This is a genomic window from Acidovorax sp. GW823-FHT02H02 (assembly GCF_058797075.1).
This window is the reverse complement of record NZ_JBXAJH010000003.1, coordinates 119175-138097: the sequence shown is the minus strand read 5'-3', so window position 1 is coordinate 138097 and position 18923 is coordinate 119175. Positions and strand designations below refer to the sequence as shown.

General features: G+C 65.2%; 16 protein-coding genes. 4 read left to right on the top strand and 12 right to left on the bottom strand.

Annotated features, from left to right (window positions below; translation table 11 throughout):
• Window positions 1-47 precede the first annotated feature (47 nt).
• The 10 genes from AC1RDS_RS04200 to AC1RDS_RS04155 all read right to left on the bottom strand — a co-directional run bounded on the left by AC1RDS_RS04200 (window position 48) and on the right by AC1RDS_RS04155 (window position 11202).
• Entirely contained in the window at window positions 48-2444 is a 2397-nt protein-coding gene (locus AC1RDS_RS04200; protein WP_348683709.1) for a Tex family protein, read from the bottom strand.
• A 228-nt stretch (window positions 2445-2672) separates the two neighbouring features.
• Window positions 2673-3542: a sensor histidine kinase gene (locus AC1RDS_RS04195; RefSeq protein ID WP_348683707.1), complete on the bottom strand. Its 870-nt coding sequence runs from the start codon at window positions 3540-3542 to the stop codon at window positions 2673-2675.
• A gap of 28 nt (window positions 3543-3570) precedes the next feature.
• Window positions 3571-4362: a LuxR C-terminal-related transcriptional regulator gene (locus tag AC1RDS_RS04190; protein WP_348683705.1), complete on the bottom strand. Its 792-nt coding sequence runs from the start codon at window positions 4360-4362 to the stop codon at window positions 3571-3573.
• A 317-nt stretch (window positions 4363-4679) separates the two neighbouring features.
• Window positions 4680-6110, bottom strand: a complete 1431-nt coding sequence (locus AC1RDS_RS04185; protein WP_092700512.1) for an MFS transporter — start codon at window positions 6108-6110, stop codon at window positions 4680-4682.
• A 43-nt stretch (window positions 6111-6153) separates the two neighbouring features.
• A complete protein-coding gene (locus AC1RDS_RS04180) occupies window positions 6154-7059 on the bottom strand; it encodes an SDR family oxidoreductase (RefSeq protein WP_092700509.1) in 906 nt (301 codons plus the stop codon).
• Between the two features lie 158 nt (window positions 7060-7217).
• Window positions 7218-8150 carry a glutathione S-transferase family protein gene (locus AC1RDS_RS04175; protein WP_092700506.1) on the bottom strand — a complete coding sequence of 311 codons (933 nt, stop codon included), beginning with the start codon at window positions 8148-8150 and terminating at the stop codon, window positions 7218-7220.
• 61 nt (window positions 8151-8211) lie between these two features.
• Window positions 8212-8679, bottom strand: coding sequence for a GNAT family N-acetyltransferase (locus AC1RDS_RS04170; protein ID WP_034711725.1), 468 nt, complete (start codon window positions 8677-8679; stop codon window positions 8212-8214).
• 2 nt (window positions 8680-8681) lie between these two features.
• Window positions 8682-9698: an NADP-dependent oxidoreductase gene (locus AC1RDS_RS04165; RefSeq protein ID WP_287876068.1), complete on the bottom strand. Its 1017-nt coding sequence runs from the start codon at window positions 9696-9698 to the stop codon at window positions 8682-8684.
• A gap of 111 nt (window positions 9699-9809) precedes the next feature.
• A complete protein-coding gene (locus AC1RDS_RS04160; protein ID WP_092697984.1) occupies window positions 9810-10232 on the bottom strand; it encodes a PaaI family thioesterase in 423 nt (140 codons plus the stop codon).
• 178 nt (window positions 10233-10410) lie between these two features.
• The gene (locus AC1RDS_RS04155; RefSeq protein ID WP_092697891.1) at window positions 10411-11202 is read right to left on the bottom strand and encodes an SDR family oxidoreductase; all 792 of its coding nucleotides are present in this window, start codon (window positions 11200-11202) and stop codon (window positions 10411-10413) included.
• 405 nt (window positions 11203-11607) lie between these two features.
• On the opposite strand from AC1RDS_RS04155, the gene AC1RDS_RS04150 reads away from it, so the two are divergent.
• Window positions 11608-12780, top strand: coding sequence for a VanZ family protein (locus AC1RDS_RS04150; protein ID WP_348683701.1), 1173 nt, complete (start codon window positions 11608-11610; stop codon window positions 12778-12780).
• 8 nt (window positions 12781-12788) lie between these two features.
• On the opposite strand, the gene AC1RDS_RS04145 is transcribed toward AC1RDS_RS04150, so the two are convergent.
• Together AC1RDS_RS04145 and AC1RDS_RS04140 are read right to left on the bottom strand one after the other, a co-directional pair.
• Window positions 12789-14627 carry an acyl-CoA dehydrogenase family protein gene (locus tag AC1RDS_RS04145; RefSeq protein WP_092697893.1) on the bottom strand — a complete coding sequence of 613 codons (1839 nt, stop codon included), beginning with the start codon at window positions 14625-14627 and terminating at the stop codon, window positions 12789-12791.
• Window positions 14628-14896: 269 nt separating this feature from the next.
• Window positions 14897-15685 carry an IclR family transcriptional regulator gene (locus tag AC1RDS_RS04140; protein ID WP_092697894.1) on the bottom strand — a complete coding sequence of 263 codons (789 nt, stop codon included), beginning with the start codon at window positions 15683-15685 and terminating at the stop codon, window positions 14897-14899.
• Between the two features lie 200 nt (window positions 15686-15885).
• Here AC1RDS_RS04140 and AC1RDS_RS04135 point away from each other — a divergent pair, with 200 nt between their 5' ends.
• The 3 genes from AC1RDS_RS04135 to AC1RDS_RS04125 are packed head-to-tail and all read left to right on the top strand — an operon-like array spanning window position 15886 to window position 18919.
• Window positions 15886-16905 carry an amidohydrolase family protein gene (locus AC1RDS_RS04135; protein WP_092697895.1) on the top strand — a complete coding sequence of 340 codons (1020 nt, stop codon included), beginning with the start codon at window positions 15886-15888 and terminating at the stop codon, window positions 16903-16905.
• A gap of 43 nt (window positions 16906-16948) precedes the next feature.
• Entirely contained in the window at window positions 16949-17923 is a 975-nt protein-coding gene (locus AC1RDS_RS04130) for a Bug family tripartite tricarboxylate transporter substrate binding protein (RefSeq protein ID WP_208859710.1), read from the top strand.
• 33 nt (window positions 17924-17956) lie between these two features.
• Entirely contained in the window at window positions 17957-18919 is a 963-nt protein-coding gene (locus AC1RDS_RS04125) for a Bug family tripartite tricarboxylate transporter substrate binding protein (protein ID WP_092697896.1), read from the top strand.
• Window positions 18920-18923: the final 4 nt, after the last annotated feature.

Here is an 18923-nt window from a genome sequence, read left to right as displayed (position 1 = left end):
GGGTACAGCGCCTCCGGTTGAGATGCTGGCGATTATGTACCCGGTTGTTACCGATTTTTGGACTGCAACTTGGCGAAGGCCGAGGCCATGGCGGACTGCTGTGCCGGTTCGGGCGCACGGCGCTGGGCCTGTGGCTGCTGGTAGCCGCGCCCTGCCCCTTCAAAGCGGTTATCGCGTGGTGCGCCCCGGTCGCCAGACGGACGCGGTGGCGCATCGCCCAGCTTCATCGACAGGCCGATGCGTTTGCGTTCCACGTCCACTTCCATGACCTTGACCTTGACGATGTCGCCGGTCTTGACCACCTCGCGGGCGTCGTTGACGAACTTGTGCGCCAGCTGGCTCACATGCACCAGGCCGTCCTGGTGCACCCCGAGGTCGATGAAGGCACCAAACTGGGCCACGTTGCTCACGGTGCCCTCCAGGATCATGCCTTCCCTGAGGTCCTTGATATCTTCCACACCATCGTTGAAGCGCGCCACCTTGAAGTCCGGGCGCGGGTCGCGGCCGGGTTTTTCCAGCTCGGCCAGGATGTCCTTGACAGTGATCACGCCGAACTTGTCGTTGGCAAACAGCTCGGGCTTCAGGGTCTTGAGCATGTCGGCACGGCCCATGAGCTCGGCCACGGGTTTGCCCGTCTTTTCCATGATCTGCTCGACCACGGGATAAGTCTCGGGGTGCACGCCGGTCATGTCCAGCGGGTTGTCACCGCCACGGATGCGCAGGAAGCCCGCGCTCTGCTCGAAGGTCTTGGCACCCAGCCCCGCCACGTCCATCAGCTGCTTGCGGCTCCTGAACGCACCATTGGCCTCGCGCCAGCGCACCACGGCCTTGGCGACGCTGCCCGACAGGCCCGACACGCGGGAGAGCAGCGGCACGCTGGCCGTGTTCAGGTCCACACCCACGGAGTTCACACAGTCTTCCACCACCGTACCCAGGGTGCGCGCCAGCTCGCTCTGGTTCACGTCATGCTGGTACTGGCCCACGCCGATGCTCTTGGGGTCGATCTTCACGAGTTCTGCCAACGGGTCCTGCAGGCGGCGCGCAATGGAAGCAGCGCCGCGCAGGCTCACGTCCACGTCAGGCATCTCTTGCGAGGCGTATTCGCTGGCGCTGTACACCGAGGCACCGGCCTCGCTCACAACCACCTTCTCGATAGCTGCTCGCGCTTGATCCGTCTGCGCTACAGGCACTTTTGACATCAATTTGATGAGCTCGGCCGCCAGCTTGTCGGTCTCGCGGCTGGCCGTGCCGTTGCCAATCGCGATCAGGTTCACGCCATGCTTCTCACACAGCCTGGCCAGCGTGTGCAGCGCGCCATCCCAGTCGCGGCGCGGCTCGTGCGGGTACACGGTGGCGGTTTCCACGAGCTTGCCGGTGGCGTCCACCACGGCCACCTTCACGCCGGTGCGAATGCCGGGGTCCAGCCCCATCACCACGCGCGGGCCGGCAGGTGCCGCCAGCAGCAGGTCGCGCAGGTTGTCGGCAAACACCTTGATGGCGACCTTCTCGGCATCGTCGCGCAGGCGGGCGAACAGGTCGCGCTCGGTGGAGAGGCTCAGCTTCACGCGCCAGGTCCAGGCCACGCATTTGCGCAACAGGTCGTCGGCGGGGCGGCCTGCATGGCTCCAGCCCAGGTGCAGGGCGATCTTGCCTTCGGCGATGCTGGGCTTGCCGGGTTCTGGCTCCACCGGCAAGACCAGCTTGGCTTCGAGGATTTCTAGGCCCCGGCCGCGGAACACGGCCAGCGCACGGTGCGAGGGCACGCGGCCGATGGGCTCGTCGTAGTCGAAGTAATCGCGGAACTTGGAGACCTCGGGGTCGTTCGCGTTCTTGCCTTCGACCTTTTTGCTGCGCAGCAGGCCCTCGGCCCACAGCCATTCGCGCAGGGATTGCACCAGCACGGCGTCCTCGGCCCAGCGCTCGCTCAGAATGTCGCGCACACCGTCGAGCACGGCGGGCACAGTAGAGAAATCGGCACCCGGCTTGCCATCGTCCAACACTTCGGGCGGCCTGGTAAATGCCGCGGCTTCCCTCGCGGGGTCGAGCATGGGGTCGGCAAACAGCTTGTCGGCCAGCGGCTCGATGCCGAACTCGCGCGCAATCTGGCCCTTGGTGCGGCGCTTTTGCTTGAAGGGCAGGTAGATGTCTTCCAGCTCCTGCTTGGTCGGCGCGGCGGCTATGGAAGCACGCAGCGCGTCGGTCAGCTTGCCCTGCTCGTCGATGCTCTTGAGCACGGCGGCACGGCGGTCTTCCAGTTCGCGCAGGTAGGACAGGCGCGCTTCCAGCTCACGCAGCTGAATATCGTCGAGCCCGTTGGTCACTTCCTTGCGGTAGCGCGCGATGAAGGGCACCGTGGCCCCGCCATCGAGCAGCTCCACAGCGGCCTTGACCTGTTGCTCGGTGATCCGGATTTCTTCGGCAATCTGCCGGACGATCTTTTGCATGGCGTTCTATTCTGCGGACACATCAACGGGAAAAGCGGGCGAGTGTGCCACATGCGACGAACCTGGCCGCGCCAGCGGAGCCGGGCGTCTCGCGCGCAATAGCTCCTCTTTTGATAGCTGCAAGATATCTCCAGAAAAGCGCTTGCGGCATTTTTCAGGGTGAATCACACCAGGCTTGACAGCACCCGGGGGCGCCCAGCAGGCCACGCCACCGCTATCCGAGCCGAGCTATGCGCCGTGCGCCCCCTGGCGCAGCGGCTGGGGCGCACCATCGATTGGCAGCACCACGCGAATGCAGGTGCCGCCCTCCTCGGGCCGGACCAGTTCCAGAGCCCCGCCCATCTGCACCGCCCGGCGGCGCATGCCCTCCAGGCCAAAGCCCGGCGGCCAGGTGCCAGAAGCCGTGGATGCCTCGGGCAGGCCCCGCCCGTTGTCGCAGACCTCCAGGCACCATGCGCCCGGTTCCCCGACATAGTGCAGTCGCACCGCCACCTGCGTGGCCTGCGCGTGCTGCAGCACGTTGCTCAAGGCTTCCTGCGCGATGGAGACCAGGTGCTGGGCGCGCGCACCGCAGGGCGTTGCAATGCCATCTGCGGCCTGGACCTGCCACGCCATGCGGATGCCACGCCGGTCCAGCACCGGCTGCATGCGGTGGCGCAGGCGCGCCAGGCGATCGGCGAGCATGTCGGCACCGCTGTCCATCGAATCCACCACCAGGCGCAGGTCCAGCAGACACTGCTCCAGCGCCCGCAGCGCCTGCGAATGGGCTGGCACTTGGGGGTCCAGCAGCCCCATGGTGTTGACCAGTTGCGAGCCAACGTTGTCATGCAGCTCCCGGGCGATGCGCTGGCGCTCGGCCTGCACTTCGGCACTGGGGCGGGGATTGCGCCGTGGCCGCCACTGCAGGGCGCGCGGAAGCTGGACCAGGATGAGCAGCCCCAGCAGAGTCTGGCCAATGAGCTGGACGGCCACAAGCCACTGCACGGCGGGGGAGCTCAAGGCCCAGAAATGCCCCACCAGCAGAAGACCCAAGATCCATTGCACCAGCCAGAGTGCCAGGCAGGCCAGGGCAAAACGGGGCGGGCTGGTACGAAACATGTCGGCACATTCGCGGCAACCGCGGCGCCTAGAACAGCCCCCGCAGCGACGCAAACCGCACAGCCTGGGCGCGGGTACGCACCTGCAACTTGCGGTAGATGTTACGAATGTGCGTGTTCACCGTCATGGTGCTGATGCGCAGGTTGGTGGCAATTTCTGCGGTGGTGTAACCGCCGGCCACCATGCGCAGGACATCCTTCTCGCGGTCGGACAAGAGCTCGGCTTCGGCGGGCTCCTGGCGCTTGGGCGGATCGGCATGGGTCTTGTCAAACCGCTGCAGCAGGCGGCGCGCCAGGGTGGGCGTGATGGACGCACCGCCATTGACCACCTGCAGCACTGCCTGCGCATAGTTGCCAAACCACGAGTTCTTGCCGAGGTACCCGGTGGCACCCAGCTCGAAGGCGCGCAGCACTTCGTCTTCGTTCTCCATGACGGAGATCACCACCGCCTCGGCCGAGGGGCGCACGGTCTTGAGGTAATCCAGCAGCTCGAAGCCCTCGCCGTCACCCAGGTGCAAATCCACCAGCAGCACATCGAACTCGTGCTGCTTGATGGCCTTGCGCCCCTCGCGCAGGCTGGACGCCTGCGCCACCACCAGGGTGCGGGGGTCCGCCATGAGCTCTTGTGCAATCACCAGGCGGATATGCGCATCGTCATCCACCAGCAATACCCGCACCGGGTGATCTGTCTGCCCCACCAGGAAATCAGGCCATACGGACGCCAGGCTGCCATGTCCGACCAAGGGCCCCTCACCGGCGCCACTGTCGTGCGACCCGGAGGAAAGCCCGGCCATGCGGTGCTCGGTGGAAACGATGGTCATACAACCTCCAAACGGGTGCGAAAGCCCCTGCACGGGGCATTCACTGCCACGCGCGACGTCCAGATGCCGACACTAAAAGAAACACCAGCAAACATCTACACCCAAAAATATCAATTTACATACGTTGCATAAGTTACAAACAAGAACTACCTGGATCGCATGTAATCGCAGCCCTGCTGTCACAGAGGCGTTATGCGTTGCGCCTCGTCTGCCCCCAGTGTTTGCGAGGGAAGGCTGGTGCCCGTGGCGTCTGCCGCAGGCAGCAGGCCAGTCCGGCGCAAATGCGTTATCCACGCCTCCCATCCGGCGTTCTTTCTTCAATGCGTGGCGCGCAGACGCAGCGAACTGCACACACCCGCCACCACCGCAAAGGCCGCGGCAAGCAGCAAGGCCACCCATTCGCCTGTGCCATCGTGCGACGGCCACAAGGTAAAGATAGTGGCCAGCAGAACCGCCCCCATGGTCTGCCCCGTCAACCGGGCCGTGCCCAGCATGCCGCTGGCCGCGCCACTGCGGTGCAGCGGGGCCGAGGTGACGATGGTGTGGTTGTTGGGCGACTGGAACAGCGCAAAACCCGCGCCGCACAGTGCCATGCGCCAGACCATGTCGAAGGCAGACGGGACGGCCGGCAAGGCCGCCAGCAAAAGCAGGCCGCAGGCGAACACCCCCATGCCGATGGCCCCCAGCAGGCCATCCGCGTAGCGGCCGATCAGGCGCCCCGCGATCGGCGCTGTCACCACGATGGCCACGGGCCAGGCGGTGATCAGCAACCCCGCCTGCAAGGGAGTGCGGCCCAAGCCCTCCAGCAGCAAGAAGGGCAGCACCAGATAGGCCAGGGTCTGCGCACAAAACGCGCCCACCGACGACCCCATGGACAACGCAAACACCGGAATGCGCAGCAGATCCACCGGAAACAGGGGTGCAGCCAGGCGCCACTGGCGGCGCAGGTACACCCAGCCCACCACCACACCGGCAGCCAGCAAGCCCCAGGCCTCGGACGAGGCGCCGGCCCGCCCCGCGCCGTGGGCAGCGCCCAGCCGCTCGCCCCCCACGAAGATCAGCGTGAACATCAGCACGTTGAGCACGACATCCAGGGCCGCAGGGCGGGGTTGCACCACCGCGCTGGGTGGATTGAAGGGCAGCGCCCGCCATCCCAGCCACAGCGTCAAGGCCCCCAGGGGCAGGTTGAGCGCAAACAGCCAGGGCCACGGCGCCACTGACAGGATGCCCGCAGCCACCGAGGGGCCAGCCACCGAGGCCAGCGCCACCACCATGGAATTGATCGCCAGGCCGCGCCCCAGTTGCGCGCGCGGATAGGTCAGCCGCACCAGGGCGGCATTCACGCTCATGATGCCGGCCGCACCCAGCCCCTGCACAGCCCGGGCCACAATCAGCGTGGCCAGCGAATCGGCCAGCATGGCTCCTACCGACGACAGCGCAAACAGCGCCATGCCGACGAGGTACACGCGCCGATACCCCAGTCGCTCGCCCAGCGATGCCAGTGGCAGCAGCATGACGAGCGTGGCGATCTGGTAGGCATTGACCACCCAGATCGCGTGGGCCGCGCTGGCATTGAGCTCGCGCGCAATGCCCGGCAGGGCCAGGTTGACGACGCTGCCATCGAGCACTGCCATCGCAATACCCAGAATGATGACCAGCATGGCGCGGTTGCGCGCTGGCAGGGGCAGGCCGTCGGTTGGCCCGTTGTCGGCCTGGTTGGCCTGGTTGGCTTGGTTGGCTGGATTCATCGGTTCAGACGCCACTGCTTGGCGCCACGGAGGGCTCGCAGGCTCAGTCGGCGCGCAATGCTGCGCGCAGCTGCGCTCCCAGCGCGGGCTTGTCGGCAAAGGGATCGGTGGGGTTGCGGGCCTGCAGTATGTCTTCCATGCGGGTCTGCACTGCGCCTATCGCCTTGGGATGGCTGTAGATATAGAACTGGTTGGCCGCCACGGCATCAAACACCTTCTGTGCCACTTCGGCGGCCGTCACCTTGCCGGCGCTGACGGCCTTGTTGATCATGGCCTGGCCGATAAGCTGGCTCTGGGTGGGCTGGTCACCCGCCAGCCCATCGGGGCGGTTGCGCTGGCTTTCGTTGATGCCCGTGGCCACGAAATACGGGCACAACACGCTGGCGCCCACCTGGTCCGTCACCAGTGAAAGATCCTGGTACAGCGTTTCCGACAGGCTGACCACGGCGTGCTTGCTCACGTTGTAGATGCCCATGTTGGGCGGCGCCAGCAGGCCCGCCATGCTGGCGGTATTGACAATGTGGCCGCGCCACTGCGGGTCCTTCCTGGCCGCCTCCAGCATCATGGGCGTGAACAGGCGCACGCCGTGCACCACGCCCATGAGGTTCACGCCCAGCACCCATTCCCAGTCTTTCACCGAGTTTTCCCACACCAGGCCGCCCGCACCCACGCCGGCGTTGTTGAACACGAGGTGCGGTGCGCCAAAGCGCTGCGCCACATCCACAGCCAACTGCTCCATCTGGGGGGTGCTCGAAACATCCACCTTGCGGGCCAGCACCTGGGCGCCTGCCGCCTGCATCTCGGCAGCAGCGGCATCGAGTGCGTCCTGCTGCACATCCACCAGCACCAGGTTCATGCCCAGGCGGGCGCCAATGCGCGCGCATTCCAGGCCAAAGCCCGAGCCTGCGCCGGTGAGGACGGCGGTCTTGCCAGCAAAGTTGTCGATCATGTTGCGTGTCTCCTGAAGAATTTCTGTTGAGGAATGGTGCGAGGCCGTGGACCCAGGCGCTGCCCGTCGCGCGGGACGCCGAGCAAGGGCCGCCCCGCTGCGAAGGCGTCGTCCCCCTCCCCGGCGAAGCCGAGAGAAGGGGGAAGCGGGGCAGCCGCTCAGGGGGATGCCCTCAACACATAGCCGATGCGGGGAAAGTGCACATGCACCGTGCCGGCACGCGGATCGGTGCGGCGCAGGCTGTAGCGCGTTCGTGTGGCGGCGATGAGGGTGCCGGCGGTGGGCTCGGTGCCAAAGCTCTCGGCCGCCACCGTGACCTCGTCCCCCAGCGCAATGCCGTGCTCGTCCTGAAAGACGTCGTTCACCACCGGCAAGGGTTCGGCACCGGCTGCCACCGTGATGGCGTCGGCGGCGCTGAATTTCTCCATGCGGCCGTGTCCCAGGGCCGCCACCCGGTCCATCCACTCCAGCACGGCGGGCGTGGCCTGGAAGATGTCGGCCATCACCGGCACGCACTGGCGCGTGAACCACAGCGGGTGGTAAGCGGCAAAGTCGGCCACGCAGGGCTCGGCGCCAAAGGTGAAATCATGTTCTTCTACCATGTGCGCCAGGCGCCGCAGATACGAGCGGTAGGCCGCCGTGGCGTCCTGCGGGCGCAGACGCAGCATGCCGGCGCTCATCTGGCGGCGGTCTTCGCCAAAGGCCTGGGCCGCCTGGGGTGCCACATGGGCAAAAAGCGCCTGGGCACCGCGCGGTTGCAGGTTGTAGGCCATGGCGCTCTGGAACAGGGTGCTGTCGGCCCACTGTGCAAACACGCGCGCCACGCCCTTGAGATGGGGTGGAAACAGCACCGGCTCGGGGTGCTCATGTTCGAGCACCTCGCAGATCAGCGCCGAGTCGCAGTAGATGTCGGCGCCGATCTGCAGAAACGGCGTCTTGCGGTAGCCGCCCGTGAGGGCCATCACATCGGGCTTGGGCGCGATGCTGGGAATGATCACCGACTTCCAGGGCAACTGCTTGAAGCCCAGCACCAGCCGGATCTTTTCCGAGAAAGGCGATGAGGGGTAGTGGTGCAGGATCAGGGCGGTCATGGGCAATCTCCAGCGCAAGCATTGAAACAGATGGCCGTGCAGGCATCAGCGCCGGCACTGCTCAGGGCGGGCTCCACAGCATCTCGATGTGGGGAATGCCATCTTCGAGGTAAACGTCAGACACCGCCACAAACCCCAGGCTGCCATAAAAACGCTGCAGATGCGCCTGCGCGCTGATGCGCACCGCCCTGCCCGGCCAGACCTGTCGGCAGCGGTCCAGCCCCTGCACCATGAGCGCGCGCCCCATGCCGCCGCCACGCGCCGCGCGGGCCGTGACCACGCGCCCGATGGAGGGCTCGGGGTAGTTCACGCCCGGGTCCACCACGCGCAGGCAGGCCTGCAAGGCCCCGGCATCGTCATACCCCAGCAGGTGCCAGGATTGCTTGTCCGCACTGTCCGGGTCCTGGTAGGGCCCCTGCTCCAGGATGAACACCTTGCAGCGCAGGGCCAGCGCATCATGCAGGGCATGCACGCCCAGGTCGTCGAAGCGGGCCCAGGTCCAGCGCAGCACGGGCGGCAAGGCAGCCATGTTCAGACCAGCTTGACGAGCTGCTTGCCGAAGTTCCTGCCCTTGAGCAGGCCCAGAAAAGCCTCGGGTGCCGCCGCAATGCCTTGCGCAATGGTCTCGCGCGGGCGCAGCTTTCCGGTGCCCACCAGGGTGCCCAGCTCTTGCAGTGCCTCGGGCCACACCTCCATGTGCTCGCTCACGATGAAGCCTTCGACCTTCATGCGGTTGATCAGCATGAGCGCGGGGTTGGCCATGGGCAAGGGCTGGCCGTCGTAACCGGCGATCATGCCGCACAGGGCGATGCGACTGAAGGCGTTCATGCGCAGCATCACGGCGTCCATGATCCATCCACCCACGTTTTCAAAGTAGCCGTCGATGCCGTTCGGGCAGGCATCCTTGAGGGCCTTGGACATGGCCTTCACGTCGCTGTGCACCTTGTAGTCAATGCACACGTCAAAGCCCAGCTCTTCCACCGCATAACGGCACTTCTCGGCGCCGCCCGCAATGCCCACGGCGCGGCAGCCGCGCGCCTTGGCCAGCGCGGCAAAGGCGCTGCCCACGGCACCCGTGGCGGCGCTCACCACCACGGTGGCGCCCGCCTTGGGCTCGATGATCTTCACCAGGCCATACCAGGCCGTCACGCCCGGCATGCCCACGGCGCCCAGGTAGTGCGACAGCGGCACATGGGCGGTATCCACCTTGCGCAGCGCGCCCACGGCATTGCCATCGACCACGCTGTATTCCTGCCAGCCGCCCATGCCCACCACCTTGTCACCCACGGCGAACCTGGGGTTTTGGCTCTCGGCCACTTCGCCCACGGTGCCGCCGATCATCACCTCGCCCAGCGGCTGCGAGGCCGCGTAGCTCTTGCTGTCGTTCATGCGGCCACGCATGTAGGGATCAAGGCTCAGGTAATGGTGGCGCACCAGCACTTCGCCGTCTTGGAGCGCGGGGGTGTCAGTGGCCACCAGCTTGAAATTGCTGGCCACGGCCTCGCCCTGGGGGCGGTTGTCGAGCACGATTTGTTGATTGCGTGGCATGAATGGCTCCTTATTGCTACTGTTTTAATAGCTAATTGCGTTTATAAAATGTGCGCAATAGCCCGATTTGATTCAAAAATAGTTCGGGGCATCCAGCGGCCGGAGCCCCCATCAATCCGTCGAAATCACCCGCTGCCCATCGGCTTGGGCGGACTGGCGCCGCACATACTTGAACGTGCCCGTGGCCTGGCTGCAGACACGGCCTTCGGCGTCGAACACCGTGCCTTCGACAAAAGCGATGCTGGCGGTACGGTGGATCAGCCGCCCCTTGGCCACCAGCGGCCCACGCGCGGGTTGCATGAAGCTGGTCTTCATCTCGATGGTGACCACGCCAAAGTCGGGCGTATCACTGCGCGCCGCCGTGGCCAGGGCCACATCCAGCAAGGCCATCGTCGCGCCGCCGTGGGTCACGCCAAATGAGTTCAGGTGCTCGGAGAGCGCTTCGTAATGCAACTCGGATTCGCCCCCCGCCATGCGGTGCAGTCTGAAACCGAGATGGCTGACAAAGGGGATATCGGCACCAAAATTCAACACAGGCAACTCCAGGGTTTAAGAAAAGACACAAAGAATAGCCCTTGTGCCGCAGCGGCAACATGGGCGGCCAGCATGGGCACATGGCCCCTGGGGCCGTCCACCGCAGCACGGCACCGGTCCAGCCAGCAAGGCCGTCTGCACCGAACACGCCACCCTCGAAAAGGCAGCGCCCGCAGGCTCAGCCACCGGTGACCACGCTCACCCCGCCATCCACCGCCAGCCACTGGCCGGTGATGTGCTTGCCCGCGTCCGAGGCATACAGGGCGCACAGGCCCTTGAGGTCTTCGTCGTCCCCCAGGCGGCCCAGCGGTGCATGGGCAGCCAGCGCCTCTTCGCCCATGGCCTTCAGGGTGCCCACCGTCATCCGGCTGGGGAAAAACCCCGGGCAGATGGCGTTGACGCGGATGTTGTACTTGCCCCATTCGGCGGCCAGCGCCCGCGTGAAATTGATGACCGCGCCCTTGGACGTGTTGTAGGCAATGGTGTTCATGCCGCTCGGGTTGCCACCCAGGCCCGCGATGGATGCCACGTTGATGATGCTGCCGCTGCGCCGCGCAATCATGTTGTGCTTGGCAATGTGCTGGCTCAGGATGAAGTAGCCGCGCACGTTGAGGTTCATCACCTTGTCCCAGGCATCGACCGGGTGGTCTTCGGCGGGCGCACCCCAGGCAGCGCCGGCATTGTTGACCAGGATGTCCACATCGCCCATGCGCTGCAGGGTTTCGTCGGCCAGGCGGCGGATGTCGGCCTCTTGCGCGCAGTCTGCGGCGATCCAGCGCGCATCGATGCCGGCGGCCTGCAGTTCAGCCGTGGCCTCTTCCAGGTCCGACGCCTTGCGCGAACTCAGCATGATCCGGGCACCGGCTTCCCCCAGCGCGTGCGCCAGCTGCAGGCCCAGCCCGCGCGACCCCCCGGTGACAAGGGCCGTCTTGCCGGTAAGGTCAAACAATTGTTGGATGGTGCGGGTCATGTCTTGTCTCCTGTTTTGAAAGGGGTCTCTGCCAGCAAGCGGTCCGGCAATGCACAGCGCTGCATTGTGCGTGGGCAAGGCAACAGAATCTGTCGCCTGGGCGATTGGCAACCACCCCACCGAGCCCAACCATGTGCCGGTGCCAGGCTCGCGGGCCCTGCGAGGTGCAGCACTGGCGGGGCTCGCCTCGATTCGTCGCCACAGGCAAGGCTGACCGGTTGAATGGGCCGCCCGGCGCGCCATGCGTTGCCGGGCCATTCATCAGGGCAAAAATAGCGTGCAGGGCGCTACCGCAAAGCGCCTGAAGCCCTTCATTGCGAAGCCCAAAAACCCGGCAAAACCTGCGTTACAGCCAACCACACGGTGTTGTATGGTGTGGGTCGGATTCAGTGACCCGAGGCGCCCATGAACTCTGTCGATGACCACCCGCGCAGCCTTGCGGTTGCCGTGGGCCTGGTGGTATTGCTTGTCGTGTATGGCTCGCTGTACCCCTTCCAATGGAACCTCTCCAGCCCGCAGGCCTTTATCTGGCGTGGCCGCGTCGGCCTGGTGGATCTGGTCGAGAACATCGTCTTGTTTCTGCCGCTGGGTGCGCTGCTGGGTTGGGCCGCGCAGGGCCGCCCGCGCAGGTTGTTCATTTTTGCCACCTGGTGGGTGGTGGCGCTGGTGCTGGCAAGCGTGCTGCAATGGCTGCAGAAATACCTGCCTCGCACCCCGGCCCTGTCAGATGTGATCTTCAACATGGCGGGCTACACGCTGGGCTGGGTCGCCGGGTTTGCCGCGCGATGGCGCGTGGGGCACTTGTTGCGCCGGCACCAGGGCTGGGCCGATGCAGACCGGTACACGCTGGTGCTGATCGCCCTGTGGTGGGTGGCCGAGCTGTATCCGCTGATTCCCACACTGGATGTCTCGTCGGTGGCGCATAACATCAAGTCCCTGTGGCAGCAGGACATGTGGCAGCCACGGCGCATGCTGTTGCATGTGGGCATGGCGGTGATGGGCTTGTCGGCCGTGGCACACCTGGCCCGCAGCGCCCACCTGGCGCACCGCGCGCGGGCATCGGCCCTGGCGGCGGCGATGGCGCTACTGACCGGCAAGTTCGTGGTCGTGGGCCAGTCACCCGGCCTGGCCGTGGTGCTGGGCATCGGGGGCGGCTGGTTGCTGTGGCGCTGGATAGACACCTGGGCGCCCGGGAGGCGCTGGGCCGCAGCGGCATGGGCATCCCTGGCCACCTATCTGCTCGACGCCCTCTGGCCTTGGGCGTGGCGCACGCCACCGGACGACATGGCCTGGATGCCTTTTGCATCGTCGCTCTCGACCTGGGTGCAATCTGCCATCACGGCGCGCGCGTTGGAATGCCTGTGCTTTGGCGCCATGCTCTGGAGCACGGTGCGCAACGGGGCCTTGCTGACAGGCATGACCCTCTGCACGGCAGTGCTCGCTTTGGCTTGCGAATGGACGCAGCGCTACTTGCCCACCCGCACGGCCGAAATCACGTCGGTGCTGCTGGCCGTGGGCATGGGTTGGCTGCTATCGGCTTGCACCCCGGCGCGCGGTACGCGCAGGGCCGCGGTGTGAGCGTTGCCCTAAAACGCTTCTTCGCTGAGCGCGGCGCAGGTGGCATCGCGGCGGTTCACCACATTGAGCCAGGCACCAATCTTCGGCAGTTCGTAATGGTAGAAATAGCGTGCAGCGCCCATTCTCCCTGCGCTAGAAGCTACTGAAAGCGCAGCATCCGCACGCAGCGTGGCCATTGCCACATCCAGCCAGGTCCAGGCCAGCACCGTATGGCCAAAGGCCTGCATGTAGGGCACGGCGTTGGCCAGGGCCTCCGCCGGGTTGCCGGTGGCCCAGGCGGCCTGCGTGGCAGCCGCCACCTGCTGCAGGGCATCACCCAGCTGCGCCGCATAAGGCGCCAGTGCGGGCACGGCGACGGCCTGCGCCATGGTGGCCTGCATGCGCGCGGCCAGCACCTGCAGGCCCCGGCCGTTTTCCATCAGCACCTTGCGGCCCAGCAGGTCGGCGGCCTGGATGCCGTGCGTGCCCTCGTGGATCATGTTCAGGCGGTTGTCGCGCCAGTACTGCTCCACCGGGAAGTCGCGCGTGTAGCCGTAGCCGCCGTGGATCTGGATGGCCAGCGAGTTGGCCTCCAGGCAGAACTCGCTGGGCCAGCTCTTGGCGATGGGGGTGAGCACTTCCAGCAGCAGGCGCGCCTCGTCGGCGGCCTCGGCAGCGCCGGTGTGCTGCTCGTCCACCAGGCGGGCGCAGAACAGGTTGAGCGCCAGCGCGCCCTCGCCATAGCTCTTTTGCGCCAGCAGCATGCGCTTGACGTCGGCATGCTCGATGATGCGTACCTGGGGCTGGGCGGCGTCCTTGCCGCTGGCACCCATCAGACGGCCCTGCGGGCGGCTCTTGGCGTAGTCCAGGCTGGCGTAGTAGCCCGCCAGGCCCAGCATGGTGGCGGCCATGCCGATGCCAATGCGCGCCTCGTTCATCATGTGGAACATGCACGCCAGGCCCTTTCCAGGCTGGCCCACAAGGTAGCCCACCGCTCCCGCCCTGCCCTGCACCGGGTACTTGCCTTCGCCAAAGTTGAGCAGCGTGTTGGTGGTGCCGCGCCAGCCCAGCTTGTGGTTCAGGCCCGCCAGCGCCACGTCGTTGCGCACGCCGGTCAGCTGGCCTGCGGTATCGACCAGCTTCTTGGGCACGATGAACAGCGAAATGCCGCGCGTGCCCGGCACCAGCTTGCCATCGGGCCCCGGAATCTTGGCCAGCACGAGGTGGACGATGTTCTCCGACAGTTCATGCTCGCCCGACGAGATCCACATCTTGTGGCCCGTGAGGCGGTAGCGTGCGCCGAGCGGGTCGGCCTCGAAGCCCTCACCGTCCGGCACAGCACGTGTAGCCACATCGCTCAAGGATGAGCCCGCCTGCGGCTCGCTCAGGCACATGGTGCCCGAGAAGCGCCCCGAGAATTCATTGAGCGCAAACACCTGCTTCTGCAGCGGCGTACCGTGCACCATGAGCAGGTTGGCATTGCCCACGCTCAGCAGACTGGAGCTGATGCTGATCGAGGCCACGGCAAAGAAGGCATTGGCCGCCGCATCCACCGTGTAGGGCAACTGCATGCCGCCAATGTCGTAATCCTGCGCCGCGCTGAGCATGCCCGAGGCGGCATAGGCGTCGTAGGCATCCTTGGTGGCCTGCGGCAGCGTGACGCGCTCGCCGTCGAAATGCGGCTCCTGCATGTCCACCGTGCGGTTGAATGGTGCGTACTTCTCGCGCGCGATGCGCTCGCAGGTGTCGAGCACGGCATCAAACGTTTCGCGCGAATGGTCGGCAAAGCGCTCGCACGTGTTGAGCGACTCGGCCTGGAGCCAGTCGTAGAGCAGGAAATCGAGGGTGGAGCGCAGGGAGGTCGTCATGCGGGAAATTATGGGAGCCGCATCGGGTTATCGCGTGTCCGGTGGGTGACGCGGACCGGCGGCACCTCGGGTGGAATGACCGGTTGAATCGGCCATCCATGGCAAGCGTTCACTGCTTTGGTGAAGCGGACGTTCCGAATCCAATCGAAGCCGCACGTGGTTGCTTCATGCGAGACGCCTCCTATGTCCTGCGGCACACCATACACGCAGGCGTCACCAGCGATTCGGCTGGGTCGCTGCCTGGTCACTCGTGTTGCCCCAGGACTTTTCTAGGCGACGCGGTCCTTCAATCGCGCCATCGTCAGTTGCTCCAACCCTTGTTGATAGCGCACAGTGCCGCCGCCCAACGCGGATGTGGCATCACGCGCGGTTTCAAGGACCTGGCGGCAGGCGGCCAGCATTGCGTCCGACGGTTCCAGTCGCGCTCGTGGGCCGGACACCGTCAGCGCGCCTTGCAACTCACCGTTGACCCCAAAGACTGGTGCCGCAGCAGAAGCAGTTTCGGGGTCGCGCTCGCCGTACGAAACGGCCCACAACTGCTCGCGAATCTCCTCGTAGCCCCGAGGTGGCGATGCGGAGAACGCGAGCAGGACCTTGCCCGATGCACCTTGGGCAACGGCGTATTCCTGCCCGATCTGCACGGACGCACGAACCGACCTTGCCGGCTCGGCGCGAAACAGCGCAATGCGCTTGTCGTCTTGCCTTACGTAGAAGGAAGCCGTCTCGCCAGTGGCCGCGCTCAACTGCTTGAGCAAGGGCTCAATGACATGCCCCACCTGGAAAGAGCGTTGGTAAATCGAAGCGAGCCGCAGTGGCTGCGGGCCAATGGAGTATTGGCCGTCCGGCAGTTTGCGAATGAAGCCGCCGTGCTCCAAGGCACCGAGTAGACGCAGCACAGTGCTTTTGTAAAGCCCGGTCCTCCTCGACAGCTCGGTCAACGTGAGCCGGCCCTCGTCGGGTCCAAAAGCGGCGAGCAGAGAAAACGCTTTATCCAGGACAGCAATGCCACTTGATTCGGCGGTGTTGGCGGGCGGTGGAGCGGTAGTCGATTCAGTCATGGAGGCATAGGACGGACGAAATGGCGCGCTGTCTTCAGGCAGCCAAGTCGAAGTGTGACACGCCGCCGCGGACGCACCGACACATGTCCAAAAGAAGGGTTAACCCGCATTCAAAAGGTCATTTTTTGTTCGTATAGTTCCATCCAACAGTTCTTTGTTCCATCCAATAGAACATCAACACACACTCCAGAGACGCAAGCATGTCCACCAGCAACTATCTGCCCGTTCGTGACGACTGGCTCGCGATGCGCCAGGAGGCCGTCCTGGAGCCTGAGTTGCCCATCGTCGACGCGCACCACCATTTCTACGACCGGCCGGGTTGGACCTACCTCGATGGCGAGTACCTGGCCGATGCACGCTCCGGCCACAACGTGGTCGCGTCCATCTACATGCAGGCGCTAACGCGGTACAGGCAGGAGGGGCCTTCGGCGCTCAAGCCCGTTGGAGAAACAGAGTGTGTCAATGCCATGGCACAGAAACAGGCCGAGGGCATCCCGCAAATCGCCAAGGGCATCGTGGGCCACGCCGACCTCCGGCTGGGCGCGGAAGTACGGGAAGTGCTGGAGGCGCACGTGCAAGCCGGCGCGGGTCGCTTCAAGGGCGTGAGGCACCTCACGACTTGGGACGCGGATTCGTCGCTGGTCAATCCCCTGTCCGCAGTCCCTCGCGGCCTTCTTCTGGACAAGGCCTACGGCCGCGGGGTTGCCCAGTTGGCTTCGCTACAGCTCTCCTACGACGCATGGCTGTTCTTCCATCAGTTGCCAGAACTCTTCGAATTGGCCAAGTCGGCGCCGGACACCCCCGTCGTCATCAATCACTGCGGCGGCATCGTCCGAGTCGGTGCCTACGAATCACGTCGCCAGCCAGTCTTCGAGACCTGGCTGCATTCCATGCGGCAGCTCGCCCAGTTACCCAACGTCTACGTGAAGCTGGGTGGACTGGGGATGCGCATCAACGGATTCGACTTTGAGAAGGGCGAGCTTCCTCCGAGTTCTGAGCAGTTGGCCGAGGCGTGGAAGCCGTGGATGGAGCCGTGCATCGAGGCCTTCGGGGCAGAGCGCTGCATGTTCGAAAGCAATTTCCCGGTCGACAAGGGTTCGTACAGCTACGTCACGTGCTGGAACGCCTTCAAGCGACTGACTTCCCGCGCCACTGCCCACGAACGCGCAGCACTTTTCCAAGGGACGGCGACTCGGGTCTATCGCCTCGCCCAGTCCTAAGCCACCCCGCCTGCCCCCAGTTCGTCAGGAGACTTCCTTGAACATTTCCAAGTTCGCCACCGCCCGCGTGGCCCTATCTGTCGCTCTTGTCGTCTGCAGCGTTGCAACCGCTGCGCAAAGCGCCTACCCCAACCAGCCCATCAAGCTTGTCGTACCGTTCCCGCCAGCCGGTGGCACCGATGTGCTCACGCGCCTGGTGGCCAACGAGGTGACATTGAAGGACAGCAAGTGGAACTTCATCGTCGACAACAAGCCGGGCGCGGGTGGGAACATCGGCATGGACGCCGTCGCAAAAAGCAAGAAGGACGGCTACACCGTCGGAACGGGGCAGACCGCCAACCTGGCCATCAATCCAACGCTGTACACAAAGATGCCTTTCGATGCTTCGAAGGACTTTGCGCCGGTCGTGCTCCTGGCCTCGCAGCCACTTGTCTTGGTCGTCCGAGCAGACTCTCCCATCAAGAACCTGGAAGACCTGAAAACACAGGGCCAGAGCAGGCAGCTGACGATGGCTTCCGCCGGCACCGGCACCGTGGGCCATGTGGGCGGCGAAATGTTCGCCCGCCGTGCGGGCATCAAGGTCATGCACGTCCCGTACAAGGGCGCCGGCCCCGCCACCACCGACCTGTTGGGCGGTCAAACGGACATCTACTTCGCCACCCCGCCCAGCATCGTCTCCATGGTCAAGGCTGGCAAATTGCGCGCCGTCGCCGTCACTTCGCTCAAGCGGATTGAAGTGCTTCCCGATGTTCCCACCGTCGCCGAGTCCGGCTACCAGGGTTTCGTCGTGGAGGACTGGAAGGCGCTCGTTGCTCCGGCCGGCACGCCGCCTGAAGCCATCACCAAGGTGAATGAGGCCGTGAACGCGGCCCTGAAGCGGCCAGAGATCATGGCCCGCCTGCGCGACGAAGGCAGCGTTGCACGCGGTGGCTCGCCGGCGGAGCTCGGCGCCTTCATGAAGAGCGAACAGACGCGCTGGGGCACCGCTGTCCGTGAATCGGGCGCGAAGCTCGATTGAGTGCCCCTCTCTCAACAACTTCCGGAGACTTTCATGCCATTCAACACCTTGCGCCGAGCCATCGTCCTTGCAAGCGCCGCATCCCTCTTCAGTGCTGGCGCGTTCGCTCAGAAGCCCGTCACCATCATTGTTCCCTATGCGCCTGGCGGCAGCGCCGACTTGGTGACGCGTGTCATCGCGCAGTTCGCCGCACCCGGCGTCGGCGCACCGATGATTGTCGACAACCGCACCGGTGGCGGCGGCGTCGTCGGCTGGGGTGCAGCCGCCCGGTCTGCCCCCGACGGCAATACCTTGCTCACCGTCGAGCTCTCCTACACCATCGCCGCTGGCCTGATTACGACACTTCCATTCGACCCCAAGAAAGCCTTCACACAGGTCGCAACGGCGGTCAAGGTCCCGCATGTTCTGGTCATCAATCCGGCCGTGCCTGCGAAGACAGTGCAGGAGTTCATCGCCCTGGCCAAGGCACAGCCGGGCAAGCTGAACTATGGCTCTGGCGGCAACGGCACCAACACGCATCTGGCGGGCGAACTTTTCAAAAGCACCACGGGTGTCGACATCGTGCACGTCCCCTACAAAGGCGCCGGCGCCGTCCTGACCGACCTCATGGGCAACCAGGTTCAGGCCCTCATCACCTCCGTACCCACCGCGCTTCCGCACATCAAGAGCGGCAAGCTCCGCGCCCTCATGGTGACCGGGGCAGAGCGCAACGCCATGCTGCCCGACGTGCCGTCCGCCAAGGAAGCAGGCATTCCCAGGATGGACATGGACTACTGGATTGGCATCGGCGCCCCGGCCGGCACACCGCAAGTCGTCGTGGACAGGCTGAACAAGGAGTTCAACGCATCCCTTGCCCAACCGGAGGCCAAAAAGAAGATTGCCGAGATGGGCCTGACGGTGGTGGCGAATACACCCGCCCAGGCAACGCAACTGGTCAACAGCGAGATCCAGCGCTGGAGCGCCGTCATCCAGCAGGCCGGCATCAAGGCCGACTGAGGAG